The 22,899-nt window shown below is 68.0% G+C and carries 24 protein-coding genes and 1 pseudogene; 24 read left to right on the forward strand and 1 reads right to left on the reverse strand.

What is annotated here, in order from left to right; all coding sequences use genetic code 11:
- The 11 genes from AC1PPK_RS04160 to AC1PPK_RS04210 all read left to right on the forward strand — a co-directional run bounded on the left by AC1PPK_RS04160 (nt 1) and on the right by AC1PPK_RS04210 (nt 8,384).
- Nucleotides 1-309, forward strand: coding sequence for a protease inhibitor I42 family protein (locus AC1PPK_RS04160; RefSeq protein WP_481116590.1), 309 nt, complete (start codon nt 1-3; stop codon nt 307-309).
- 108 nt (nt 310-417) lie between these two features.
- On the forward strand, nt 418-1,464 hold the full coding sequence (cobT, locus tag AC1PPK_RS04165; protein WP_481116591.1) for a nicotinate-nucleotide--dimethylbenzimidazole phosphoribosyltransferase: 1,047 nt from the start codon (nt 418-420) through the stop codon (nt 1,462-1,464).
- Between the two features lie 34 nt (nt 1,465-1,498).
- Nucleotides 1,499-2,269 carry an adenosylcobinamide-GDP ribazoletransferase gene (locus tag AC1PPK_RS04170; protein ID WP_481118182.1) on the forward strand — a complete coding sequence of 257 codons (771 nt, stop codon included), beginning with the start codon at nt 1,499-1,501 and terminating at the stop codon, nt 2,267-2,269.
- Nucleotides 2,254-2,805: an alpha-ribazole phosphatase family protein gene (gene cobC, locus AC1PPK_RS04175; RefSeq protein WP_481116592.1), complete on the forward strand. Its 552-nt coding sequence runs from the start codon at nt 2,254-2,256 to the stop codon at nt 2,803-2,805. The genes AC1PPK_RS04170 and cobC overlap by 16 nt, the downstream gene beginning before the upstream one ends.
- A gap of 54 nt (nt 2,806-2,859) precedes the next feature.
- Nucleotides 2,860-3,381: an N-acetyltransferase family protein gene (locus AC1PPK_RS04180; RefSeq protein ID WP_481116593.1), complete on the forward strand. Its 522-nt coding sequence runs from the start codon at nt 2,860-2,862 to the stop codon at nt 3,379-3,381.
- 55 nt (nt 3,382-3,436) lie between these two features.
- Nucleotides 3,437-4,300 (forward strand): alpha/beta fold hydrolase, encoded by an 864-nt coding sequence (locus AC1PPK_RS04185; RefSeq protein WP_481116594.1) that lies wholly within the window; start codon nt 3,437-3,439, stop codon nt 4,298-4,300.
- A gap of 69 nt (nt 4,301-4,369) precedes the next feature.
- Nucleotides 4,370-4,843 (forward strand): hypothetical protein, encoded by a 474-nt coding sequence (locus AC1PPK_RS04190; protein WP_481116595.1) that lies wholly within the window; start codon nt 4,370-4,372, stop codon nt 4,841-4,843.
- Between the two features lie 83 nt (nt 4,844-4,926).
- Nucleotides 4,927-5,556 carry a paraquat-inducible protein A gene (locus AC1PPK_RS04195; protein ID WP_481116596.1) on the forward strand — a complete coding sequence of 210 codons (630 nt, stop codon included), beginning with the start codon at nt 4,927-4,929 and terminating at the stop codon, nt 5,554-5,556.
- The gene (locus tag AC1PPK_RS04200) at nt 5,553-6,197 is read left to right on the forward strand and encodes a paraquat-inducible protein A (protein WP_481116597.1); all 645 of its coding nucleotides are present in this window, start codon (nt 5,553-5,555) and stop codon (nt 6,195-6,197) included. Before AC1PPK_RS04195 ends, AC1PPK_RS04200 begins: the two co-directional genes overlap by 4 nt.
- Entirely contained in the window at nt 6,190-7,827 is a 1,638-nt protein-coding gene (locus AC1PPK_RS04205) for a PqiB family protein (protein ID WP_481116598.1), read from the forward strand. The genes AC1PPK_RS04200 and AC1PPK_RS04205 overlap by 8 nt, the downstream gene beginning before the upstream one ends.
- The gene (locus AC1PPK_RS04210; protein ID WP_481116599.1) at nt 7,824-8,384 is read left to right on the forward strand and encodes a PqiC family protein; all 561 of its coding nucleotides are present in this window, start codon (nt 7,824-7,826) and stop codon (nt 8,382-8,384) included. The genes AC1PPK_RS04205 and AC1PPK_RS04210 overlap by 4 nt, the downstream gene beginning before the upstream one ends.
- 69 nt (nt 8,385-8,453) lie before the next feature.
- Here the strand turns inward: AC1PPK_RS04210 and AC1PPK_RS04215 are convergent, their stop codons facing one another.
- Nucleotides 8,454-9,083, reverse strand: a complete 630-nt coding sequence (locus tag AC1PPK_RS04215) for a Clp protease ClpP (protein ID WP_481116600.1) — start codon at nt 9,081-9,083, stop codon at nt 8,454-8,456.
- A 190-nt stretch (nt 9,084-9,273) separates the two neighbouring features.
- Here AC1PPK_RS04215 and rfaE1 point away from each other — a divergent pair.
- The 13 genes and pseudogenes from rfaE1 to AC1PPK_RS04280 all read left to right on the forward strand — a co-directional run.
- Nucleotides 9,274-10,215 (forward strand): annotated as a pseudogene (gene rfaE1, locus AC1PPK_RS04220) (D-glycero-beta-D-manno-heptose-7-phosphate kinase); the annotation flags it as partial.
- Between the two features lie 405 nt (nt 10,216-10,620).
- Nucleotides 10,621-11,277, forward strand: coding sequence for a tyrosine-protein phosphatase (locus AC1PPK_RS04225; RefSeq protein WP_481116601.1), 657 nt, complete (start codon nt 10,621-10,623; stop codon nt 11,275-11,277).
- Between the two features lie 257 nt (nt 11,278-11,534).
- Nucleotides 11,535-12,557 carry a glycosyltransferase family 9 protein gene (locus tag AC1PPK_RS04230; RefSeq protein ID WP_481116602.1) on the forward strand — a complete coding sequence of 341 codons (1,023 nt, stop codon included), beginning with the start codon at nt 11,535-11,537 and terminating at the stop codon, nt 12,555-12,557.
- Between the two features lie 154 nt (nt 12,558-12,711).
- Nucleotides 12,712-14,457, forward strand: a complete 1,746-nt coding sequence (msbA, locus tag AC1PPK_RS04235; RefSeq protein WP_481116603.1) for a lipid A export permease/ATP-binding protein MsbA — start codon at nt 12,712-12,714, stop codon at nt 14,455-14,457.
- 4 nt (nt 14,458-14,461) lie between these two features.
- Nucleotides 14,462-15,493, forward strand: a complete 1,032-nt coding sequence (locus tag AC1PPK_RS04240; protein WP_481116604.1) for a polysialyltransferase family glycosyltransferase — start codon at nt 14,462-14,464, stop codon at nt 15,491-15,493.
- A complete protein-coding gene (locus AC1PPK_RS04245; protein ID WP_481116605.1) occupies nt 15,490-16,731 on the forward strand; it encodes an O-antigen ligase family protein in 1,242 nt (413 codons plus the stop codon). Before AC1PPK_RS04240 ends, AC1PPK_RS04245 begins: the two co-directional genes overlap by 4 nt.
- Nucleotides 16,728-17,444, forward strand: a complete 717-nt coding sequence (locus tag AC1PPK_RS04250) for a glycosyltransferase family 25 protein (protein ID WP_481116606.1) — start codon at nt 16,728-16,730, stop codon at nt 17,442-17,444. Before AC1PPK_RS04245 ends, AC1PPK_RS04250 begins: the two co-directional genes overlap by 4 nt.
- A complete protein-coding gene (locus AC1PPK_RS04255; protein WP_481116607.1) occupies nt 17,444-18,127 on the forward strand; it encodes a hypothetical protein in 684 nt (227 codons plus the stop codon). Before AC1PPK_RS04250 ends, AC1PPK_RS04255 begins: the two co-directional genes overlap by 1 nt.
- 79 nt (nt 18,128-18,206) lie before the next feature.
- Nucleotides 18,207-18,959, forward strand: coding sequence for a polysaccharide deacetylase family protein (locus AC1PPK_RS04260; protein WP_481116608.1), 753 nt, complete (start codon nt 18,207-18,209; stop codon nt 18,957-18,959).
- Nucleotides 18,956-20,011: a lipopolysaccharide heptosyltransferase II gene (waaF, locus tag AC1PPK_RS04265; RefSeq protein WP_481116609.1), complete on the forward strand. Its 1,056-nt coding sequence runs from the start codon at nt 18,956-18,958 to the stop codon at nt 20,009-20,011. Before AC1PPK_RS04260 ends, waaF begins: the two co-directional genes overlap by 4 nt.
- The gene (locus AC1PPK_RS04270) at nt 20,008-21,090 is read left to right on the forward strand and encodes a glycosyltransferase (RefSeq protein WP_481116610.1); all 1,083 of its coding nucleotides are present in this window, start codon (nt 20,008-20,010) and stop codon (nt 21,088-21,090) included. Before waaF ends, AC1PPK_RS04270 begins: the two co-directional genes overlap by 4 nt.
- Nucleotides 21,087-22,154 (forward strand): glycosyltransferase, encoded by a 1,068-nt coding sequence (locus tag AC1PPK_RS04275; protein ID WP_481116611.1) that lies wholly within the window; start codon nt 21,087-21,089, stop codon nt 22,152-22,154. The genes AC1PPK_RS04270 and AC1PPK_RS04275 overlap by 4 nt, the downstream gene beginning before the upstream one ends.
- Nucleotides 22,151-22,891, forward strand: coding sequence for a polysaccharide deacetylase family protein (locus tag AC1PPK_RS04280; protein WP_481116612.1), 741 nt, complete (start codon nt 22,151-22,153; stop codon nt 22,889-22,891). Before AC1PPK_RS04275 ends, AC1PPK_RS04280 begins: the two co-directional genes overlap by 4 nt.
- Nucleotides 22,892-22,899: the final 8 nt, after the last annotated feature.

Consider the following 22,899-nt stretch of genomic DNA (forward strand, 5'->3'; position numbering starts at 1 on the left):
ATGAGCACTCAACGCCTTGCCAGCAACGTCGGGCAGATCTGCCGCATTGCGCTGCCGTCCTACCCGGGCAGCGGCGCTACCTGGTACGTGGATGGCGCCAACGGCGCGGTCCGCGTATGCCTCGAGGAAAGCCAGGCGACGGTCGCGCAGCGGCGCGACGGCAGTCAGGTTTTTTCGGTAATAGGCGAAGTCGCTGGCGACTACGAACTGCGTTTCGTGCTAAAGCGCGCGTGGGAGCGCGAGGTGCGCAACAGCCGCCGGGTCGTCCTGCAGGTCCGTTCGCTGGGCGGGCAAAGCCGCGCCAATTAAGGCTTTGCGGCCGCCCGGCGGATGTCGCGGGGCGGCCCTCCAGGGGCGCTGGCGCTTGAACAAATGATTTGGGCGTCCTAGCATCCGCGGCCTCGACACCGTCCGCAGATGCGTCCCATGACCTACGCCATCGTCCGTCCCGACCAGTCTCTCGCCCCCGCGCTCCAGCAGCGCATCGACACCAAGACCAAGCCCCTCGGTGCGCTCGGCCGCCTCGAGCCGCTGGCCCGCCAGATCGGACTGATCCAGCAGACCCTCAGCCCCGAACTGCGTCGCCCGCACATGCTGGTGTTCGCCGGTGACCACGGCGCAGCCAAGGCTGGCGTATCCGCCTATCCCCAGGACGTGACCTGGCAGATGGTCGAGAATTTCCTCGCCGGGGGCGCCGCGATCAACGTCTTCGCGCGCCAGATGGGCATGGGTCTTACCGTGGTGGATGCCGGCGTGGCCCACGACTTCGGCAGCCGCCCCGGCCTGATCGACGCCAAGGTGGCACCGGGCACCGCCAACTATCTGGAAGAACCGGCGCTGACCGTCGCCCAGCGCGACGCTGCATTGGCCCGCGGCCGCGAGCTGGTTCGTGGCTTGGCCGCGGATGGCTGCAACGTGATCGGTTTCGGCGAGATGGGCATCGGCAACACCGCGTCCGCGTCCCTGCTGACCCACTGCCTGACTGGCACCGAACTGGACGTGGTGATCGGCCGCGGAACCGGCCTCGACGATGCCGGCCTGATGCGCAAGCGCGCCTTGCTGGCCAAGGCCGTGGCGCGGGGTGGGCATCGTGGCGATCCGCTGGAAGCGCTCGCCGAATACGGTGGCCTGGAAATCGCGATGATGGCCGGCGCGATGCTCGGCGCGGCCGAAGCCGGCATGTTGCTGCTGATCGACGGTTTCATCGTCACCAGCGCGCTGCTGGTGGCCTACGAGATTGCCCCGGAGATTATCGACTACTGCGTGTTCGCGCACCGCTCTGAAGAGCCCGGCCATGCCGTGCAGCTGGCCCACCTGGGCGCGGCGCCGCTGGTCCAGCTCGACCTGCGCCTCGGCGAGGGCACCGGCGCCGCGCTGGCCTTCCCGCTGGTGCAGGCGGCGGTCAATTTCCTCAACCAGATGGCCAGCTTCGAATCCGCCGGCGTCAGCGGCAAGGACGCGTGAGCCCCACCGGCTGCCAGTCCGCCGCATCGTCATGATCCGCGCCCAGCTTGAGCTGATCTTAATCGCCATTGCGTTCTTCAGCCGCCTGCCGGTGCCGGGCTGGGTGGACTTCGCGCCGGACAAGCTGGGCCGCGCGGCGCGCTACCTGCCGCTGGTCGGCTGGCTGATCGGCCTGATCGGTGCGGCGGCCTACTGGCTGGCGGCGCAGCTGCTGCCGGTGGACCTGGCGGTGGTGCTGGCGATGGCAGCGACCGTCCGCGCCACTGGCGCCTTCCACGAGGACGGCTGGGCGGATACCTGCGACGGCCTCGGCGGCGGGTGGACCAAGGACCAGGTGCTGGCGATCATGAAGGACTCACGGATCGGCAGCTACGGCGCCATCGGCCTGGTGTTGCTGTTGCTCGCCAAGTACCTGGCCCTCGCCGACCTGGGCGCCGATGACGACTACCCGGTGATCGCCGCACTGCTGGTGGCCCATCCCCTGTCGCGCCTCGCCGCCGTGAGCGTGATGGCGGTGCTCGACTACGCGCGCAGCGACGACAGCGCCAAGTCGGCGCCGGTGGCGCGCCGCCCGAGCGCCACCGAGCTGGGCATCGCCACGCTGGCCGGCATCGTGCCGCTTTTGCTGCTGACGCCTCTGGAAGCCTTGGCGGCGCTGCTTGTCGCCGCGCTGGTGGCAGTGGCGGCCGCGCGCAAGTTCGCCCGCCGTCTCGGCGGCTATACCGGCGACTGCCTGGGCGCCACCCAGCAGCTCGCCGAAGTCGCCATCTACCTGGGGGTGCTCGCCGCATGGAGCTTTACCTGATCCGCCATCCCCGGCCCGCCGTGGCGCCGGGGATCTGCTACGGCCAGACCGACCTGGGGCTGGCCGAGTCCGCCGCCGACGTGGCGGTGCGCCTGCGTCCGCTGCTGCCGGCAGAATTTTCGCTGTACGCCAGCCCGCTGGCCCGCGCCCGCCTGCTGGCCGAAGCCCTCGGTACCCCGCGGCTCGAACCGCGCCTGAAGGAGATCCACTTCGGCGAGTGGGAAGGACGCAGCTACGACGACATCGGCCGTGCCGCCCTTGACGCGTGGGCCGACGCACCGCTGGATTTCGCGCCGCCGGGCGGCGAGTCGCCGCGCCAGATGGCGGCCCGCGTCCACGATTTCCTCGCCGAGCTGCAGGCCGCGCCGCCACCCGCCGCGGTGGTGGTCGCCCATGGCGGCCCGCTACGCGCGCTGGCCGGCCATCTGCTCAAGCTGCCGGCAGAACACTGGCTTGGCCTCGACTTCGCCTGCGGCGAAGTGACCCGCCTGGACCTGCACGACTGGGGCACGCAGCTGCGCTGGTTCAACCGCTGAGCGTGCGGTGGATTGCGGCACAATGCCCCTTGTGTCCGGCCCTCCGTCCCACCAATGAACTTCATAGCCTGCACCCTCGCCGAACACGGCGACGCGATCCTGGCCATCTTCAACGAGGCCATCGCCACCTCCACCGCCCTCTACGACTACCAACCGCGCACCCGCGACAGCATGACGGCCTGGTTCGCAGCCAAGGCGGCCGGCAACTACCCGGTGATCGGCGTGGTGGACAAGGCCGGCACGCTGCTGGGCTTCGCCAGCTACGGCCCGTTCCGCGCCTTTCCGGCCTACAAGTACACCGTCGAGCATTCCGTCTATGTGCACCGGGATCACCGTGGCCAAGGGCTCGGGAGGGCCTTGCTGGAACGTCTGGTGGAGGCGGCCACGACGCAGGACTATCACCTGCTGGTGGGCGTCATCGACATGGCCAATGCCGGCAGCATCGCGCTGCACGAGCGGCTCGGCTTCTCGCATGCGGGGACGCTGCCGGAAGTCGGTTTCAAGTTCGGGCGCTGGCTCGACGTCGGCTTCTACCAGCGTCGCCTGGAAACCCCGCTCCAGCCGGTGGACGGCTGATCATTCGGCATATTTGTCCGTTACACTCAGGTATCCACCCATTTTGGTCAGGCCCATGGACCACTTCCTTGCCGACGACGGCGAAAAGCTCCACCTGAAAATCTCCGGCGACGGCCCGCCGCTGGTGCTGCTGCACGGCTGGACGTCTTCCCACCGGGACTGGAATCCCTTCATCGAAGCCTTCGAGGCCCGCTTCCGCGTGTATCGCTGGGATGCCCGCGGCCATGGCGGGCATGGGCTGCGGACCGATACGGTGCCGACCGTCGCGCGCATGGCCCGCGATCTGCAGAACCTGCTCGACCACTACCGCCTCGACCAGGTGGTAGCGGTCGGCCACTCGATGGGTGCGCTGACCCTGTGGCAATACCTGCGCGATTTCGGTGCCGGCCGCCTGTCGCGGCTGGTCTTCATCGACCAGTCGCCGCGCCTGCTCACCGACGACGACTGGAAGAGCGGCATCTACGGGGATTTCGACGCCGGCCGCAATGCGGCCTTCATCGGCGAGCTGCAACAGGACTTCGCTGAGGCAGTGCTGCGCCTGGCGGCCGACGGCCACAACGAGCGGGCTCGCGCCAAGTACGCCGAAAACGGTAGTGGCATCCAGACCGCCCGCCAGCGTCTGCAGGCCCTCGAACCCGGGCCGCTGATCGAGTGCTGGCGCAGCCTGACGGCCGCCGACTACCGGGACGTGCTGCAGGCCATCCCGGTGCCGGCGCTGCTGGTCTACGGCGGAGCGAGCAACTTCTACTCCACGGGTACTGCGCATTTCGTGCAGCAGCGCATCCCGGACGCGCTGCTGCACATCTACGAAGGGGTCGATCATGCGCCCCATCTGTGGGAACGGGAGCGTTTCGTCGAAGACGTGCTGGGTTTTGTCGCCGGGCCATCGCAATCCGGGCCCGAGTCGGGGCGGCGTTAGACTATTTGTGAATCACGTCTTCGTCCGCATGGGATCGGGGACGGAGGGGCACGGAGCAAAGGGGGCTAAATGGGCGGACTGGACGGCGCCGGCACGCGGCGCATATTGCTGCGCATTGGGGTTGTGGTGGTGGCAGCCCTGTGGATTGCCGAGGACATGGGCTGGATTCATGTGGCTGAATCAGGCATCCCCCTGGATGCGGATTTACCGTCGCCAGTCCCCACCGCCATGGGGCTGACGGTGCAGAGCGTGATGGTCGGTCATGGCACATCGGCAGGGATCGCCATGCTTTCCGACAATGGCCAACCGCCGGAAATGGTTTCGGAAGGTCAGGCCTACCACGATGATCTGCGCATCGAGCGGGTGCTTGCCGATCGGGTGATCCTGCGGCGGCGGGACAACAACACGCCCATCGTGCTGGCGGTGGTACCGCCGCGGCCGATGGGCGATGCCGTGCCGTCTCCCGTCACTCCGATGGCCCCGATTGGTTCCACGCCCACGGTGGAGCCACCGACCGGGGCTGCCGCCGCGCCGGGACGCTGACGCGCTTCTGCCGGCTGCGGGGCTATCTTGCCGCCGGCAGGCCGTGCACCGCACAATGGACCGTCATTGTCCGTGACCCGCCCATGCCCGCCGATTCACCGAACCCGCCCGCGCCGCTGGTCGCCTGCCATGAGTGCGACCTGCTGCAGCACGATATCCCCATCGCCCCCGGCGAGACGGTCTGCTGCGTGCGCTGTGGCGCCGAGCTGGCGCGCAACCCGCCGGACAGCCTGGACCGCACGCTGGCCTACACGCTGACGGCGGCAATCCTGTATGTGCTGGCCAATGCCTTCCCGCTGATCGGCCTCGAGCTGCAGGGGCGCTACGCCGAGGTGACGCTGTTCGCCGCGGTGCGCAACCTGTGGCACATCGGCATGCAGCCGGTGTCGGCGCTGGTCTTCGTCACCGCGCAGCTGTTCCCGCTGCTCGAGATGCTGATGATCCTGCTGGTTCTGGTGCCGCTGCGCCTCGGCCGCCGCTCGCCGCGCCTGATCCCCTTCTTCCGCCTGGTGCTGTCGGTGCGGCCGTGGGGCATGATGGAAGTCTTCCTGCTCGGCATGCTGGTGTCGCTGGTCAAGCTGGCCCACTCGGGCTCGGTGATCCTCGGCACGGCCTTCTGGGCCACCGCAACGCTGATCCTGATCCTCACGCTGGCCGGGCGGGCTTTCGACCGTCGCGTGTTGTGGCGGATGAGCCATCCGGAGGGCGCATGAAGCCTGCCCTCACCGCTCGCCAGGCCGGCCTGCTGAGCTGCCATGTGTGCGGTCAGCTGGCGCAGGCGCCGCTGGAGGCTGGCCAATCGATGCGCTGCCCACGCTGTGCGGCGCCGCTGCACCAGCGCAAGCCGGCCAGCATCAACACGACCTGGGCGCTGCTCGTCGCCGCGGCGCTGCTCTATCTGCCCGCCAACCTGCTGCCGATCATGGTCACCTCGTCGCCGGTCAACCACCAGGTGGACACCATCATGAGCGGGGTGATCTTCTTGTGGCGGGACGGGCAGTGGCCGCTGGCGCTGGTGGTGTTCTTCGCCAGCGTGGTGGTGCCGCTGCTGAAGATCCTGGCGCTGGTGTACCTCACCGCATCCGTGCAAATGCGTTCCCGTCACCGGGTGATGCAGCGTGCTCGCCTGTACCGCGTGGTCGAATTCGTCGGGCGCTGGTCGATGCTGGATATCTACGTCATCACGCTGCTGGTGGCGCTGGTACAGTTCCGGGGTTTGGCCACCGTCGATGCCGGGCCGGCCGCGGTAGCCTTCGGCGCGGTGATCGTGCTGACGATGTTTGCCGCGCTGACCTTCGATCCGCGCCTGATCTGGGACCCCCTCACCGATTCCGAATCCGCCGACCATGACTGACCCGCTGCCGCCTTCCCTGCCGACCGCCGTCGTGGAGCGTCCGCGCCGTTTCCGCGTTCCGCTGGTGTGGATCATCCCGCTGGTGGCGGCGCTGATCGGCCTGTTCCTGGCGGTGCGCGGCTACTACGAGCAGGGTCCGGTGATCACCATCCAGTTCGACACCGGTGCCGGCCTCGAGCCCGGCAAGACGCGCATCAAGTACCGCGACGTGGATGTCGGCCAGATCACCGCGGTGGCCCTTGCCGAGGACGGCAGCCATGTGATCGCCACCGCCCAGCTGGCCCGCCAGGCGTCCCGCCTGCTGGTGGAGGACACGCGTTTCTGGGTGGTCAGTGCGCGGGTTTCGGGCGGCTCCATCTCGGGCCTCGACACGCTGCTGGCGGGCGCCCACGTGGGCATGGATGTGGGCAAGTCGGCCGAGCCGCGGCGCGAGTTCGTCGCGTTGCGGGAGGCGCCGGTGGTCAGTTTCGACGTGCCGGGCCGCAGCTTCAGCCTGGAGGCGGACAGCCTTGGTTCGATCGGCGTCGGCACGCCGGTGTTCTACCGGCGCATCCAGGCCGGCCAGGTCACCGGCTACAAGCTCGACGAGCAGGGCAAGCACCTGGACATCCAGGTCTTCGTGCAGGCGCCCTACGACCGTTTCGTCACCACCAACTCCCGCTTCTGGAACGCCAGCGGCGTGGATGTGAAGCTCAGTGCCGAAGGGGTGCAGGTCAATACCGAATCGGCCACGTCGATCCTCACCGGCGGGCTGGCCTTCCAGACGCCGGAGGGTGACGCCGACGAGCCGGCGCCGAAGGGGCACGTGTTCCGCCTGTTCCGTAACCGGGACGAGGCGCTCAAGCAGCCCAACGTCAATGCGCACACCTATCTGCTGCGTTTCCACGAGTCGGTGCGTGGCCTGTCGGTCGGCGCGGGGGTGGATTTCCGTGGCATCCAGGTCGGCGAGGTGACGGCGATCCATCCGGCTTTCCATGCCCGCGGCGCCGATCTCGAACTGCTCGTCGAAGTGGCGATCTTCCCCAACCGCCTGCAGGCGCGCAACAAGCAGGGCCAGGCGCCGTACGCCGGCAAGGATTTTCGGGACAAGGATTTCCGAGCCTTCATCGACCGCCTGATCGCCAGCGGCATGCGTGCCCAGCTGCGCAATGGCAACCTGGTGACCGGCCAGCTCTACGTGGCACTGGATTTCTTCCCCGCCGCCGGGCCCGGCCGCGCCGACTGGAGTCAGAACCCTCCCCAGCTGCCGACCCAGCGGGGCAGCTTGGAGGAACTGCAGACCACGTTGCTGCGCGTGGTCGAGCGCATCGACAAGCTGCCGCTGGACGCCATCGGCAAGGACACCCAGAAGGCCATCGCCAGCCTCGGCCGCACCCTCGACGAGGTGGAGGCGCTGGTCAAGCGCCTCGACGGCCTGGCCAACGGCGATGTGCGCGACACCATTGTCGAGGCCCGCGGCGCCATCGCCGACACCCGCAAGCTGCTGGGCAGCGATGCGCCGCTGCAGCAGGACCTGCGCGCCAGCCTGCAGGAGCTGTCGCGTGCGGCTCAGGCCCTGCGCCACCTGGCCGACAGCCTCGACCGTCACCCCGAAGCGCTATTGCGCGGCAAACCCGAGGACAAGCCATGAAACCCGTGCTGGCCAGCCTGGCCCTTTTGCTGGCGGCCTGCGGCACAACGCCGCCGATCCAGTTTTTCAGCCTCGGTCCGCAGGCGGCGGGGGAGGGCGCCCCGGTTGCGACGGCAGAGCCGAGCTTGGTGGTCGGGCCGGTCGGCGTGCCGGCGGCCATCGACCGCCTGCACATGGTCCGCCTGGTGGACGGCGTGCGCGTCGAGGTGGCTGACGGGCACCGCTGGGCTGCCCCTCTGAAGACCGAGATGGCCCGCCGTATCGCCTCCGACATCGCCCGACTGCGCGGCTACGGGCGGGTCGTCGCGTGGCCGCAGGCGACGCTGGCCGAGCCGGACCTGAGCCTGCCGATCGATGTCCAGCGTTTCGATGCCGAAGGCTTCGAGCGGGTCACGCTGGAGGCGGTGTGGACGCTGCGCAAGGGCGGCAAGGACCTGGCCAGCCGGCGTTTCGTCGGCAGCGAGCCGGTGGCGGCGCCGACCTACGCGGCGCTTGCTGCCGCCCACGGCCGGCTGATCGATGCGCTGGCCAGGGACATCGCCGCGGCTCTGCCCTGAAGGCCAGCAACCGCCAGCGTTCGCCGATTCCTTTCGCTCTCCGTGTGACCGGACGCGGCATACCGCGGATCAGGTCTCGGCCTTCTTGCGGCTGCTCTTGCGCGGCTCCGCTGGTGGGCGCTTGATGCGCCCGAGGCGACGGCGGATCTCGTCGGAATCCATCCACAGGTCGCTGCCCTGCAGGATGTGGCTGATGTCCGCGGCGCTCAGGAAAGGCGTGCACAGCCGCGTGGTGACCTTCTCGAACCAGTTGCCGAGGGCATGCACCTCGGCCATCTGCTCGCTGCCCTTGCCGGCGAAACTGCTCGAATAGGTGTGGAACATCAGCTGGCAGTTGTCGTGGACGATCAGCTCGTCGCCGGACAGGAAGATGAAGGCCGCCATCGAGTAGGCCCGCGCCTCCAGCACGGTGATCACGTGGGCTTCCGAGGCCAGCATGTTGTTGATGATCTGCAGGCCGGTGTTGAAGTCTCCGCCCGGCGAATTGATATGCAGGTAGATCAGGTCGGTCTCGGCGGCGGTGCGCAGGGTGTAGAACAGCTCGGTATAGAACTGGGGTTCCTGGATCTCGCCGCACAGGTAATAGGACACTTGGTGGATCGGTACGTGCCGCTCGTAACGCACTAGTCCGCCGAAGGGCTCGAGTTCTTCTTCCGGTGGTGCTGCGGTGTGGTTGCGGCTCGGTGTGGCGTGCAGCATGGCCTCGTCCTCCGTGTGGGAAGCACATGGGGGCAGTATGCGATTGCGGCTGGTCGGCGACAACTGCCGGGGCGTCGCGGGGCAGTCCCGGTGGGCAAAATGGCCGGCGGCCGTCCGGCATCCGGTCCTTGATGCGATAATTCCGCCTTTACGTCTTTCCGGTGTCCGCCTGGCGGACACCTGCCCGTGTATGCATTTCTCCCTGCCGGATTTTTCTGCCTGTCGCGTGCTCGTCTGCGGCGACGTGATGCTCGACCGTTATTGGCATGGTGCAACCGCCCGTATTTCACCGGAAGCGCCGGTGCCGGTGGTGCAGGTGCGCAATGACGAGGCGCGGGCCGGCGGGGCCGGTAACGTGGCCCTCAACGCGGCATCGCTGGGGGCGCAGGCGCGGGTCGTCGGCCTGATCGGCGACGACGAGGCCGGCCGGTTGCTGGAGTCCGGTCTGGTCGAGCGTGGTGTGCACTGCGCTTTCGAACGCCTGAGCGACGCGCCGACGATCACCAAGCTGCGTGTGATCTCCCGCCACCAGCAACTGATCCGGCTGGATTTCGAGGAACGCTTCGACGATCGTCAGGCCGCGCTGGTAGGTGTCGCCTTGGCCGCACAGCTCAAGCAGGCCGATGTGCTGGTGCTATCCGACTACGCCAAGGGTACCCTGTCCGACGTGGCGGCGCTGATCGCCGCGGCCCGGGCGCGGGGCGTTCCGGTGGTGGTGGACCCGAAGGGCACCGACTTCTCGCGTTACCGCGGCGCCACCATCGTCAAGCCCAACCTGGCGGAATTCGAGGCGGTGGTCGGTCCCTGTCCGGACGACGCTACCTTGATCGCCCGGGGCGAAGCCCTGCGCGACGAACTGGGCCTCGAAGCGCTGCTGGTGACACGCGGCGAGCAGGGGGTGACGCTGCTGCAGAAGGGGCAGCCGGCCCATCACCAGCCCACGCGGGCGCAGGAAGTGTTCGATGTGACTGGTGCCGGCGATACGGTGTCGGCGGTGCTGGGCTGTGGCATCGCCGCCGGCCTCGAGCTGCGCGATGCCACCGCGCTGGCCAATCTGGCCGCCGGTGTGGTGGTTGGCAAGCTGGGCACGGCCACCGCCAGCATCGACGAGCTTTACGAGGCGATGAACGCCCATGCACCGCTGGCTCGTGGCCTGCTGGCGGCCGACAAGGTGCTGGGCACTTGTCAGCGTGCCCAGGCTGCCGGCGAGCGGATTGCCGTGGTGCTGGGTCCCGTGGGGGTGCCCGGTGCGGACATGCTGGCCCAGCTGGAAATCGCCGGCAAGGGCGTGGATCGTCTGCTGGTCATTGAGCCGGCTACCGCCGTGGCTGGGGCGGCGGCGGTCCTGGCCGCCCTGCGGCCGGTGGACTGGGTCGTGCGCGCCGATGATGCAACCCGCAACAACCTGCTGGTCGCGCTGCGGCCCGACGTACTGTTCGGTCGCCCGGCAGCCCTCGCCACGCTGACCGACGAAACGCGTGCGGCAGCGGCCGATGTGCGCTCCCTGGCCCTGCCGGACTGAGGCCCGGCCATGGTGATGGACATTTCCACGCGCTCGGGGCGCGTGCGCGCTTGGTTCGACATGCATCTGGTGGACCACGGGATGATCCGTGCCGTCTACAACAACTTTTACCACCTCGGTGGCGGCATGTACCGCTGCAGCCAGCCCAGTCCGGCGCAGCTCGCCAAGTACCAGCAGAAATACGGCATCCGTAGCGTGGTGAACCTGCGCGGCCCCCACGGCTACGGCTCCTACGCGCTGGAGAAGGAAGCCTGCGACCAGCTTGGCCTGGCGCTCCACGACGTCAAGCTGTACTCCCGCACCGCGCCTGAGGTGGAAGAGGTGCATGCGATGGATGAGCTCTTCAAGAGCATGGAATTTCCGGCGCTGATGCACTGCAAGTCGGGTGCCGACCGGGCCGGGCTGGGTTCGGCGCTATACCGCATCCTGCATCTGGGACATCGGGTCGAGGACGCGCTGGCCGAGCTCAACTGGCGCTACGGCCATTTCAAGGGTGCCAAGACCGGCATCCTGGATTTCTTCCTGGCCAGCTATGTGGCACGCAATGCGCGCAGCCCGATCGGCTTCCTGGAATGGGTGGATACCGAGTACGACCGCGATGTGCTGGAGGCCAGTTTCCACGAGGAGGGCTGGTCCAGCCTCGTCGTGGACAAGGTATTGCACCGGGAATAGACTCGCCGCCGCGTCTGTGAGGGCGGAGATACCGAACATTTGATTACAGCTTGCTGGCCAATCCAGACGATTCCCCTACAGTGCTTTGCATCGCCCCATGGGATGCTGGTCAGGCTTCCGAAAGTACCGGTGGGTGAAACTGCTGCCGGCGTCGCCGTTTGGCCGGGTATCGGCAGTGACGGCATAACATAAACCTGCATCGCGATGGCTGGCCACGGACGCCGGCGCCGGTGCTGCAGCGGAAATCTCCTGAAGACATGGAATTACAGGTGCGTGGGGCGGATCCGAAGACCGCGGTGCTGATCCGCCACGTTGGCATTGGTGACCTGGTCTGGCATCTGCCCTATATCCGCGCGATTGCGGCGGCAAGCCGCAACGGCAAGGTGTCGGTGATCGCGGCGCCCTCTACCCGGGCGAAGGACATCCTCGCCGCCGAGGACTGTATCGACGATGTGATCCTCTACGATCGCAGGCCGCGTCGCACCGAGGGGCGCAAGGGGAGTCACCGGGGGGTTGCCGGCCTGCGCCGCTTTGCGCGGGAACTCGAGGCCTACCAGTTCGAGCGGATCTTCCTGTTCTCCCGGCGCTACCATCATGCGATTCTCGCCTGGCTGGCCAAGATCCCGACGCGCATCGGTTTCGGGACCAATCTCCGTCAGCGTCTGTTCCTCAACCACCCGCCCTTCATTCCCAAATATCAGGGGCCCGGCGTCGGCATCTATGAAGAGGCCACCGCGTTGGTGATCGCCCATGGCATCGTGTCGTCCGCCGTCGTGCCGCGCATGAAGGTGCCGGCGGCAGAACTGGCTTTCGGGCAGGATTTCGTCGCTGCCCTGCCACGGCCGACCGTCTGTTTTGCCATCGGCACCTCGGAGACGCACAAGCACTGGGGGGACGAGCGCTACGGTGCGCTGGCGGCGGAACTCATCGCACGGGGCTACGGGGTGGTCCTGCTGGGCGGGCCAAGCGAGGAGGACAGCGCCAGCCGCATCGTGGCGGGCGTTCCGGAGGCGCAGCGTGCAGCGATCCAGCCGTTCACCCGCGGCACCATCATGCAGACAGCCGGCATCCTGTGCGCGGCGGATGGCTGTATCGGCAACGATACCGGTGTGCTCAACATGGCGGCGGCCACCGGCAAGCCGGCCATCTGTCTGCTCGGCAAGCGCCCTCTGCTGCTGCACGATCCGGCGATCCTCTGCCTCAACCAGGCGCCGTTGGATCAGCTCGACGTGAAGGATGCGGTTGCGGCAGTGACGTCCGGCATATCGCCGGGCCGCTGATTGTGATGACATGTGGACCGGCGAGCGCCGTCCGCACAATTGATGACAAAAACGAGTTTGACCCTGCGCGGTTCAATGCGCAAGCTTCGGCCCACGCGCAGTTTACGCCCGCCCAGGGTGACGGACCTGCGCTGGACTCCGGGCCACTAGACGAATGAACGATTCCTTCCAGCTCTATCGCCGCCTGCTCGGTTCGATCCGGCCCTATTCGCGGGTGGTTGCCCTGTCCATCCTGGCGATGATCGCCGCCGCGTCCCTGGAGCCCGTGCTGCCGGGCCTGCTCAAGCCGTTGGTGGACGAGAGCCTGATCAAGAAGAACCAGGTCGCCCAGTGGCAGGTGCCCTTGTTCCTGATGCTCGCCTTCCTCGCCAAGGGCGTGGCCGAATACGTGGCCAGCGTGTCCAGCCAGTGGATCGCCAACCAGGCCATCACCGACCTGCGTCAGCAGGTCTTCCGCCACCAGATGCACCTGCCGATCCCGGTGCACCAGGCCGAGACCGGTGGGCGCATGCTGTCGCGCATCCTCTACGACATCCCGCAGGTCGGCGCCGCGCTGTCCAACGCGTGGATCATCGTCGTCCGTGACACCCTGATCATCATCGGCCTGACCGGTTACCTGATCTACACGGCCTGGGAGCTGACCCTGGTGATTGTTGCCATCGCACCGATCGTGGCCTGGCTGATCCGCGTCGCCAGCCGCAAGCTGCGCGGTTCCAACCAGGAGATGCAGGAAACCACCGGGCGCATGACCGGAATGGTCGAGGAGACCCTCGGCGGCGTGCGCGAGATCAAGCTGTTCGGCACCCACGAGCACGAGGACCGGCGCTTCGCCGAGGTGTCCGAGAAGCTGCGCAAGCAGACCATGCGCACCGTGCGGGTGTCGTCCGCCAACGTGCCGCTGGTGCAGGTGCTGGCGGCGGCGGCGGTAGCCACGGTGATCTGGACCGCCTCGTCCCTGTCGGCCCAGGACAAGCTCAGCCCGGGCGAATTCGTGGCCTTTGTCACTGCGATGTCGATGCTCTTCGAGCCGATCCGCCGCCTGACCAACATCAACGCGACGATCCAGCGCGGCCTGGCCGGCGCCCAGAGCATTTTCGAGCTGCTTGATACGCCGCCGGAAGTGGACAGCGCTACTGGTACGCTGCCACGGGCCGTCGGTGAACTGCGCTTCGACGACGTGAGCTTCGCCTATCCGGGCCAGACTGAGTCCGCCCTGCGGCACTTCAGTCTGGATGTGCATCCAGGCCAGACGGTGGCCCTGGTCGGCGCTTCCGGCAGCGGCAAGACCACGTTGATCAATCTGATCGCCCGTTTCTACGAGCCTACTGCTGGCCGTGTCCTGCTCGATGGTGCGCCTCTCGACCGCCTGCCGCTGGCCCACCTGCGCGCCCAGCTCGGCTGGGTCGGCCAGCAGGTCGTGCTGTTCGACGACAGTATTGCCGCCAACATCGCCTACGGCCGTCCCGATGTGCCAGAAGCCGCCATCCTCGCCGCGGCTCGCGCCGCCCACGCAATGGAGTTCATCGACAAGCTGCCGGACGGCCTCGCCACCCGTGTCGGCGCCAACGGCAGCCAGCTGTCCGGCGGCCAGCGCCAGCGTATCGCGATCGCCCGTGCCTTCCTGCGCGATGCGCCGATCCTGCTGCTCGACGAAGCTACGTCGGCCCTGGACAACGAATCGGAACGGGCGGTGAAGGACGCTCTGGTCGAACTGCGCCGCAACCGTACGGTGATCGTCATCGCCCACCGCCTGTCCACCATCCGCGATGCCGACCGCATCGTCGTGATGGAGCGAGGGCGTATTGTCGAAGCCGGCACCCATGACGAACTGGTGACCCGCGGTGAGGCCTATGCCCGCCTGCTGGCCAGCGGCGAGCAGGTGACGGCGGACGCTGCCTGATACGATGACGAGCCGGGTTGCCCTCTACTTCGTCGCGTCGCCGCTGCAATATCTGGCTGCGCGGCGCATCGCCGAGGCCCACGAGGCCGGGGCGCGCCAGGTGCTGGTCTGGTACAAGCCGGGCATGACGCCGGTGGTGCGGATCGACGACTGGGATGCGGCGAGCTACATGCCGTGGCCGCGCCGCGAACCCTTACCCGGCCCCTTTGGCCGCCTGCGCAGGTTGCGCGCCAATATCCGGCTGGTGGCCGGGCTGGTTGGCCGCTGCGACAGCCTGCACATCCACAGCGCGGTGTTCGACACCGAGGCGATCAACTACTTCCTGCGCGCGCTGCCCAGGCTGTGTGGCTGCACGGAGATGAAGGCGCGCATCCTGCCGGACGGCATCATCAGCATCCGCCGCTACCCGCTCGCCGGGCTCCGGCGCCTGTTTCAGCACGTCCGCAAGCTGCGCCGTCTGGTGGCTCCCGAGCTGGATTACTGGTGCTTTGCGGGGGACCGCATCGGTTCCGACGCCGGATTCTGCGACCGTATCTACGTGCTTCCAGGCTTGCCCCACGAATATCCGGCAGACAAGACCGTCGTGTTGCCGCCGCTCGTCACGCCGGCCATTGATGGGGCGCCGGCAGGAAAAGGGCCGCGTCGCGCGCTGGTGATCGGTCAGCCTCTGGTCGGGGCTGGCTTGATGAAGCCCGCCGACCGGGATGCGGTGAGCGCCGAGATCCATGCCTGGCTGGCCGCAGAAGGTATCCGGCAGATCTTCTACAAAGGCCATCCGAAGGATCCATCGCTGGAGCTCAACGACCCGGACTATGCTGTGGTGACCCTTGATGAGCCCCTCGAAATGCATCTGGCCTGTAATGCCTACGATGCTGTGCTCGGTGTGCGTTCGACGGCATTGCTGTTCGCGCGCCAGACCAGCCCCGCCGAAACCCGCGTGATCGCCTTCGGCTGGGACCGGGTCCGGTTCAAGTCCGACGCCGAACGGCGCGACATGCAGGCCGCCTTCGCGGTCTGTGGGGTCGAGCTACGATGACGGTAGCGCCGCTGGCCGCACTGCGTTCCCGCATCCCGCGCATCAACGAAGCGTTGTTTGCCGCCAGCTTCTTCTTCTTGCCCGGCCACGTGGCGCCGGTCTATACCCTGAGCGCGATAATGCTGGTGCTGTCGGTGCTGGAAGGGCGTTTCCGCGAGAAATGGGCCCTGTTGCGCAGCGACAGCCTGTTCTGGATCTTCCAGGCCTTCTTCTGGCTGTTTCCGCTGGCCCTTCTGTGGACCGAGGATATGGCCGAGGGGCGGCGCATGGTCGGGCGCTACACCTTCTTCCTGCTGTCCCCGCTGTACCTGACCATCGCCCGCCGCGCACTGCTGGCGCGCTGCATCGCCGCCTTTCTGGCCGGCTGTCTGCTGGCTGAGGGCCTGGCCTACTACAACTGGCTGCAGATGCACGTCTTCCCGGCCTGGCCGGCCGGTCTGCGGGTCGCCAAGGACCCCGCGGACACGGCGCCCTTCGTCGATCACATCCTGTACGCGCCGATCCTGGCCTGGGCCGCTTACCTCGCCGCGCGGGCCAGCCTGTCGGGCTCGCCGGCGCAGCGCCTGGGCTGTGCCCTGCTGACGGTGCTGACTGCCGGCAACCTGCTGTTCTCCGGTGGGCGGGCCGGGCAGCTGGTATTCCTGGTGCTGCTGGCGGTGCTGGTTTTCCAGCGTTTCGCGCGGCGGCCACTGCTCGCCGGCCTGCTGTCGGTTGCGCTGGTGTCGGCACTGCTGGCCGGTGCCTATGCCGGCAACGACTATTTCCGTAGCCGGGTGGACATGGCCGTCGATGAGATCACCCATTACGAGGACTCGGTGAATACCTCGGCCGCCCTGCGTCTGACCTTCCTGATGAACTCGGCGCGCCTGTTCGCTGAGCATCCGTTGGTTGGTGTCGGCAGTGGCGACTACACGCGGGAATACGCCAAGCTCCACGAACGCTATTCCGCAGGCTGGCTGACCACCGACAATCCTCACAATCAGTACCTTTTCGTGCTCACCACTACTGGCCTGCTCGGTGGTGCCGTCCTCTTTGCTGTGTACTTCCCGCCGCTGTTGTGGCGTGGTCGGTGCGACGACGTGGCGCCGTTGCGTACTGCGTTGGTGGTCTTCATCTGCACCAGCAGCCTGTTCGAGGACTACCTGTGGCGCTCAAACACCTCGCTACTGTTCGTGCTCTTCGCGGTGCTGCTGCTCGGTGCACGCAGCCGGGATATGCAGTCGTCAGTGCGGCGATGAAGATCTTCGTCCTCAACCTGGAGCGTGCGGTCGAGCGCCGTGCGCTGATGCAGCAGCGCCTGGCCGAGCTGGGGCTGGAGGCCGAGTTTCTACCGGCGATCGATGGCGCCCGCGTCGACCGTGGCAGTCTGCCGGCCGGTGCGGAGCAGCGCCTCAGCAATGGCGAGCTGGGTTGCTACCTGTCCCACAGGCGCAGCTGGGAGATCGTCGTCGAACGGGGGCTGGCCCATGCGGTGGTGCTCGAGGACGACGTGGTGCTGAGCCCCGAGCTGCCGCGGGTGATCGCCGGGATCGTCGGCCTCGATCTGCCCTACGATCTGGTCCGGCTGTCCTCCCTTGGCCCGGTGCGTGGTATCCCGGTGGCCGGGCTGGCGGATGGCCGGAGGCTGATCCTGCCCAACAAGAACCCCAGCGGCGCCCAGGGTTATCTGCTCAGCCAGGCCGGTGCCCGACGCCTGCTGGCACGGCTGGCGGTGCCGCAGCGGCCGGTGGATGACGAGCTCGATCTCTACTGGAAGCATGGTCTGTGTGTGCCGGTGGTGTTTCCCTGCGTGGTCGAGGAAGATGGCGGCCTCGCCAGCACCATCGGCACCCGCATGGACGGCTACCAGCGCAAGACTGTGGCCCGCCATCTGGCGCGGGTGATCGAGGCGAAGCGCCGCAAGCTCGCCGTTTTCCTGCTGGCCCGCCGGCTCCGCCAGGCCGCCCACTGATGACGATGACGACCTTCACCGATGAAATCCTGCAGGATCGGCCGGACGTGCCCTTCCTGGTGTGCGCCTTCTACACCGATACCTATGCGGCGGAAGCTGCCCAGCTGCGCGCGTCGCTGGAGCAGACCGGCACCCCGTATTTCCTCAAGCGCTGTCCGAGCCGCGGCTACTGGGAGGCCAACACGCGCATCAAGCCGGAGTTCCTGCGCGACTGCCTGCAGCGCTTCGCTGGGCGGGCTATCGTCTATCTGGATGCGGATTCGGTGGTGCGCTCTCCGCTGCGCCTGTTCTTCGATTTCGACGCCGACCTGGGCGTCTTCGTGGCTCCGGGTGACGGTGGCTTTTCCCACCGTTACCTGACCGGCACCCTCTACCTGCACAATGCGCCGCCGACGCGGGCCTTTGTGGACGACTGGATCGCTGCCCAGGACGGCATGCTGCTCGGTGTGGACCAGGACAGTTTCACCGCCGCCATCGAGCGCCATCCGGAACTGCGTATCGGGCCGCTGCCGGAGAGCTATGTGAAGATCTTCGACCGCGGCACGGAAACGCCGGTGGTCGAGCATTTCCAGGCCAGCCGGCGCCACGTCAAGCTGCAGCGCGCCCTCAAGAAAACCCGCAACGTGGCCCTGGGCGCCGCAGTGCTCGCTGCCGCTGCCTGGCTGGCCAGCCGCTGGTTCTAGTTGCGCTGCAACAGGTGCTTACGCCAAGGGGACGATCCTCTGGCATCATGCGTTCCCGCACGCGACATTTGCCGAGCCGATGAGCCGTATCCACATCCTGATGTATCACCGGGTGGGGCATTTTCCGCAGCGCATGCCCAGTCATCGCGCGCAAATCTGCCACCTGCCGCGCTTCAAGGCGCAGATGGCCATGCTGCGCTACTGCAGCTACTCGGTGGTGAGCCTGGACGATGCGGTGGCGGGCCTGCGCGGCGGGAAAATACTGCCGCCCAGGCCCGTGGTGCTGACCTTCGACGACGCCTACGTGGACTTCCTCGAACACGCCGCCCCCGTGCTGCAGGCCCATGGCTATCCGGCGACGGTCTACGCCGTGGCCGGCCTGCTTGGCAAGACTTCCGAGTGGGTCACGCCGGAAGGCCTTGTTCCCACCCCGCTGATGAGCGCTGCCCAGCTGCGCGAGATCCACGCGATGGGCTTCACGGTGGGTTCCCACACGGTCAGCCACCCGCGCCTGGCCCAGGCCGACACGCCGCGCATCGTCGAGGAAGTGACGACCAGCAAGCGCATGCTGGAGGACGTGCTCGGCGCGCCGGTGGATCATTTCTGTTATCCCTACGGCAGCCACGACATGCGCGCCGTGGAAGCCGCCGCCGAAGCTGGCTACTTGACCGGCACGACCTGCCAGCGGGCCATCGCTACGCCGGCCGACGACCTCCTGACGCTGCCGCGCAAGGCCGTCTCCCAGGGCAACACCGCCTTCGGCGTGCTGTGGAAACTGCTCACCAAGAATTCCGCCAAGCAGGCCGCGATCCGCCGGCCCGTGCGTGCATGAAGCGCATCCTCATCATCCGCAGCTCCGCCATCGGCGACGTGGTATTCGCCTCCGCGCTGCCGGCGGCGATCCGCCGCACCTACCCGGACGCCCACATCGCCTGGTTGGTCGAGCCGGGCATCCACGAACTGCTTCTCAGCGACCCGGACATCGACGAGGTCATCACCTGGTCGAAGGGCGAATGGGTGCGGCTATGGAAGGAAGGCCGCCGCCTCGAACTGTGGCGGCGCGTGCGCCAGCTACGCCGCGAGCTGCACGCGCGTCGCTTCGACACCGCGCTGGACCTGCAGGGCCTGCTGAAGAGCGGCTTCATCACCTGGCTGTCGGGGGCGCCGCGACGCGTCGGCCTGGGTTCCAAGGAAGGCAGCCAGCTGCTGATGAGCGAGGTGATCCCGCGCGGCGGTGAAAAGGCGCGCATCGGTTCCGAGTACCAGTACCTGGCCCAGCAACTGGGCCTCGACGCTGGTGCCTTCCTGCCGAGCCTCCACGTCGATCCGGCCGCCGAGGCCAGCATGCTCGGCAAGCTCGCCGAGCATGGATTGGCGCCTGGTCGTTACGCGGTGTTCGCGCCATTCACCACGCGTCCGCAGAAACACTGGTTCGAGGACGCCTGGCAGGCGCTGGCGCCGCAGCTGATCGCCGCCACCGGGCTGACCCCGGTGATCCTTGGCGGTCCGGCGGATGCCGAAGCGGCGGCGCGCATCGCCGCGGCCGACCCGCGCGTCGTCAATCTGACCGGCCGCACGCGCCTGCCGGAGGCGGTGGCCGCCATTGCCCATGCGGCGCTGCTGATCGGCGTGGATACCGGCCTCACCCACATGGGCACCGCACTGGCCCGCCCGACGGTGGCCATCTTCGGCTCCACCTGCCCCTATCAGGATACCGGCCGCCCCACCGGCAGCGTGATCTGGCTCGGTCTCGAATGCTCGCCGTGCCGGCGCCGGCCGACCTGTGGCGGCAAATTCACCTGCCTGCGCGACATTACGCCGGCCATGGTCCTCGACCGGGCCCAGGCCATGCTGGCCGCCCAGACTCAAGAAGCACGACCATGAAGATTCTGCACGTGGAAGCGGGCAAGCACATGTACGGTGGCGCCCGCCAGGTTCAGTACATCGCCGAGGGCCTTGCCGCCCGTGGTATCGAGACCCTGCTGGCTTGCCCGGCCGGCAGCGACATCGCTCACCGCCATCCGGCTGGCGCCCGCTTGCTGGAGATGAAGATGGGTGGCGACGGCGACATCGGCCTGGCCTTCCGCCTGGCCAGGGTGATCCGCGCCGAGAAGCCCGACCTGGTGCATCTGCACAGCCGCCGCGGCGCCGACACCTGGGGCGCGCTGGCGGCCAGGATGGCCGGCGTGCCCTGTGTGCTGTCGCGCCGGGTGGACAACCCGGAATCGCGCCTCGCCGTGGCCCTCAAATACCGCTTGTACAACCACGTGATCACCATCTCGGAAGGCATCCGCGAGGTGCTGCTGTCCGAAGGCCTGGTGCCGCACAAGGTCAGCTGCGTGCGCAGCGCCGTCGATCCGACACCCTTCCTGACACCCGTCGATCCAGAGGCGTTCCGCGCCGAGTTCCGCCTGCCGCAGGACGCGCTGGTGATTGGCGTGGTGGCCCAGATGATCCCGCGCAAGGGCCATCGTTACCTGTTCGCGGCGTTGCCCGAACTGGTCGAGCACTACCCCGAGCTGCAGGTGCTGGTCTTTGGCCAGGGGCCGCTGGAGGCCGAACTGCGCGCCGACGTGGCGGCCCGCGGCCTCGGCGGCGCGGTGCACTTCGCCGGCTTCCGCCACGACCTGGCCCACTGGATCGGGGGTCTCGACCTGCTGGTCCATCCGGCCGAGATGGAAGGCCTCGGGGTATCCCTGCTGCAGGCCGCGGCGGCCGGCGTGCCGGTCATCACCAGCCGCGCCGGCGGTTTGCCGGAGGCGGTGCAGGATGGGATGACCGGCATCCTGTGTCCGCCGGGCGACGTGCCGGCGCTGGCCGCCGCCATCGAACGCCTGGTTGCCGACCCGGTTCTGCGCACTCAGTACGGTGAGGCCGGGCGGGCGCGAATCCTCGCCGAGTTCTCCATCGACGGCATGGTCGAGGGCAACCTGGCCATCTATCGCAAGGTGCTCGGCCAGTGAAGATCGTCACTGTCCTGCGCAGCCTCAAGAGCGGCGGCGCCGAGCGCCATGCGCTGCAACTGATGCGCGGCCTGCGCGAGCGCGGCCACGAGGCCTTCTACGCCGGCCCGATGGCCGGCTGGCTTGGCCAGCAGCTGAAGGCCGAAGGTTTCGACGGTATCGACCTGCCGCTGGTCGGCATCTACGACCTGCCGTCTACCGTTCGCCTGGCGTTGTACGCCCGCCGCATCGGCGCCGACCTGATCCACGGCCACCTGACCCGTGGCGCCTGGTATGCCGGCCTGGCCGCCAGGCTGGCCCGCCTGCCTAACGTAGCGACCGCCCATTCGGACAACGCCGGCAAGCACTTCGGCCGTGCCGACCGCATCATCGCGGTATCCCAGGCGGTGGCGGATTTCCTGCAGCGTACAGGCTACGAGCCGGCGCGCATCCGCATGGTCCACCACGGCATCGCCGATCTGGCCGCTGCACTGCCGGCCGATGTGCGCGCGGCGACGCGGCGCGAACTCGGCGTGGCTGACGACGAACCCTGCCTGCTGATGGCGGCCCGCATCGTCTCCGCCAAGGGGCACGACACCGCGCTGGTGGCGCTGGCGCGCCTCCGCGAACGGCGCTGGACGCTGCTGCTGGCCGGCGACCACCACGGCGACCTCGGCCCGCAGGTGCAGGCCCAGGTGCGGGAACTCGGCCTGGAGGGGCGGGTCCGTTTCCTCGGCCTGCGTGAAGACGTGCCGGCCCTGCTGGCGGCGTCCGACCTGCTGCTGGCGCCGTCGCGCCGAGAAGCTCTGTCGCTGACGCTGCTGGAGGCTTCCGCCTGCAGCCTGCCGATCGTGGCCAGCCAGGTGGGCGGCATCGGCGAGGTGGTGGAGGAGGGTGGCAGCGGCCATCTGGTGCCGCCCGACGATCCCGTCGTGCTGGCCGCCGCCATCGACGACCTGCTCGGTGATCCGGCCCGGCGTGCCGCTTTCGGCGCCCGCGCGCGGCAGATCTTCGAGGGCGGCTTTACGGAGGACGCGATGTTCGAGCGCACGATTGCCGTCTATCGTGAGGCATGCGGCCAATGACGCGGGTGCAGATCCTGATGTACCACCGGGTCGGCGACTTCCCCGGCCGGGTCAAGGCCCATGGCGCGCTGTACTGCCATCTGCCGCGCTTCCGGGCGCAGATGACGCTGTTCAAGCTGCTGGGCTATTCGGTGATCGGACTCGACGACGCCGTGGCCGGTCTGCGCGGCGAAGGGCCACTGCCGCCGCGGCCGCTGGTGCTGACCTTCGACGATGCCTACGTGGATTTCCTGACCCATGCCGCGCCGGTGCTCAAGGAGCATGGCTACCCGGCGACGGTGTATGCGGTGAGCGGGCTGATCGGCCAGACTTCCAGCTGGGATGCCGGCAAGGGGCCGGAGCCGGCGCCGTTGATGAACGCCGCCCAGTTGCGCGAGGCGCAGGATCTCGGCTTCACCATCGGCTCCCATTCCCGCAGCCACCTGCGCCTCGCCGAGCAGGGCACGGAGCGCATCGTCGACGAGCTGAATTCCAGCAAGACCGCGCTGGAAGACCTGCTCGGTCGGCGTGTGGACCATTTCTGCTACCCCTATGGCAGCCACGATCTGCGCTGCGTGGAGGCGGCCGCCGCGGCCGGTTACCTGAGCAGCACCACCTGCGAGCGCGCTGCGGCGACGCCGGAGGACGACCTGCTGAGCCTGCCGCGCAAGGCTGTGTCGCGCGGCGACGACGTCTTCGGTGTGGCCTGGAAGCTGCTCGCCAAGAACACCCCCAAGCACCCGCCGATCCGCCGCTAGACGCGTCC

Source organism: Zoogloea sp. JDB1 (assembly GCF_056724025.1).

Excerpts from the sequence above, each read along its gene's own strand:
- AC1PPK_RS04160 (WP_481116590.1), top strand. The coding sequence starts at position 1 with ATGAGCACTCAACGCCTTGCCAGCAACGTCGGGCAGATCTGCCGCATT.
- cobT (WP_481116591.1), top strand. The coding sequence starts at position 418 with ATGCGTCCCATGACCTACGCCATCGTCCGTCCCGACCAGTCTCTCGCC.
- cobC (WP_481116592.1), top strand. The coding sequence starts at position 2,254 with ATGGAGCTTTACCTGATCCGCCATCCCCGGCCCGCCGTGGCGCCGGGG.
- AC1PPK_RS04180 (WP_481116593.1), top strand. The coding sequence starts at position 2,860 with ATGAACTTCATAGCCTGCACCCTCGCCGAACACGGCGACGCGATCCTG.
- AC1PPK_RS04185 (WP_481116594.1), top strand. The coding sequence starts at position 3,437 with ATGGACCACTTCCTTGCCGACGACGGCGAAAAGCTCCACCTGAAAATC.
- AC1PPK_RS04190 (WP_481116595.1), top strand. The coding sequence starts at position 4,370 with ATGGGCGGACTGGACGGCGCCGGCACGCGGCGCATATTGCTGCGCATT.
- AC1PPK_RS04195 (WP_481116596.1), top strand. The coding sequence starts at position 4,927 with ATGCCCGCCGATTCACCGAACCCGCCCGCGCCGCTGGTCGCCTGCCAT.
- AC1PPK_RS04200 (WP_481116597.1), top strand. The coding sequence starts at position 5,553 with ATGAAGCCTGCCCTCACCGCTCGCCAGGCCGGCCTGCTGAGCTGCCAT.
- AC1PPK_RS04205 (WP_481116598.1), top strand. The coding sequence starts at position 6,190 with ATGACTGACCCGCTGCCGCCTTCCCTGCCGACCGCCGTCGTGGAGCGT.
- AC1PPK_RS04210 (WP_481116599.1), top strand. The coding sequence starts at position 7,824 with ATGAAACCCGTGCTGGCCAGCCTGGCCCTTTTGCTGGCGGCCTGCGGC.
- AC1PPK_RS04215 (WP_481116600.1), bottom strand. The coding sequence starts at position 9,083 with ATGCTGCACGCCACACCGAGCCGCAACCACACCGCAGCACCACCGGAA.
- AC1PPK_RS04225 (WP_481116601.1), top strand. The coding sequence starts at position 10,621 with ATGGACATTTCCACGCGCTCGGGGCGCGTGCGCGCTTGGTTCGACATG.
- AC1PPK_RS04230 (WP_481116602.1), top strand. The coding sequence starts at position 11,535 with ATGGAATTACAGGTGCGTGGGGCGGATCCGAAGACCGCGGTGCTGATC.
- msbA (WP_481116603.1), top strand. The coding sequence starts at position 12,712 with ATGAACGATTCCTTCCAGCTCTATCGCCGCCTGCTCGGTTCGATCCGG.
- AC1PPK_RS04240 (WP_481116604.1), top strand. The coding sequence starts at position 14,462 with ATGACGAGCCGGGTTGCCCTCTACTTCGTCGCGTCGCCGCTGCAATAT.
- AC1PPK_RS04245 (WP_481116605.1), top strand. The coding sequence starts at position 15,490 with ATGACGGTAGCGCCGCTGGCCGCACTGCGTTCCCGCATCCCGCGCATC.
- AC1PPK_RS04250 (WP_481116606.1), top strand. The coding sequence starts at position 16,728 with ATGAAGATCTTCGTCCTCAACCTGGAGCGTGCGGTCGAGCGCCGTGCG.
- AC1PPK_RS04255 (WP_481116607.1), top strand. The coding sequence starts at position 17,444 with ATGACGATGACGACCTTCACCGATGAAATCCTGCAGGATCGGCCGGAC.
- AC1PPK_RS04260 (WP_481116608.1), top strand. The coding sequence starts at position 18,207 with ATGAGCCGTATCCACATCCTGATGTATCACCGGGTGGGGCATTTTCCG.
- waaF (WP_481116609.1), top strand. The coding sequence starts at position 18,956 with ATGAAGCGCATCCTCATCATCCGCAGCTCCGCCATCGGCGACGTGGTA.
- AC1PPK_RS04270 (WP_481116610.1), top strand. The coding sequence starts at position 20,008 with ATGAAGATTCTGCACGTGGAAGCGGGCAAGCACATGTACGGTGGCGCC.
- AC1PPK_RS04280 (WP_481116612.1), top strand. The coding sequence starts at position 22,151 with ATGACGCGGGTGCAGATCCTGATGTACCACCGGGTCGGCGACTTCCCC.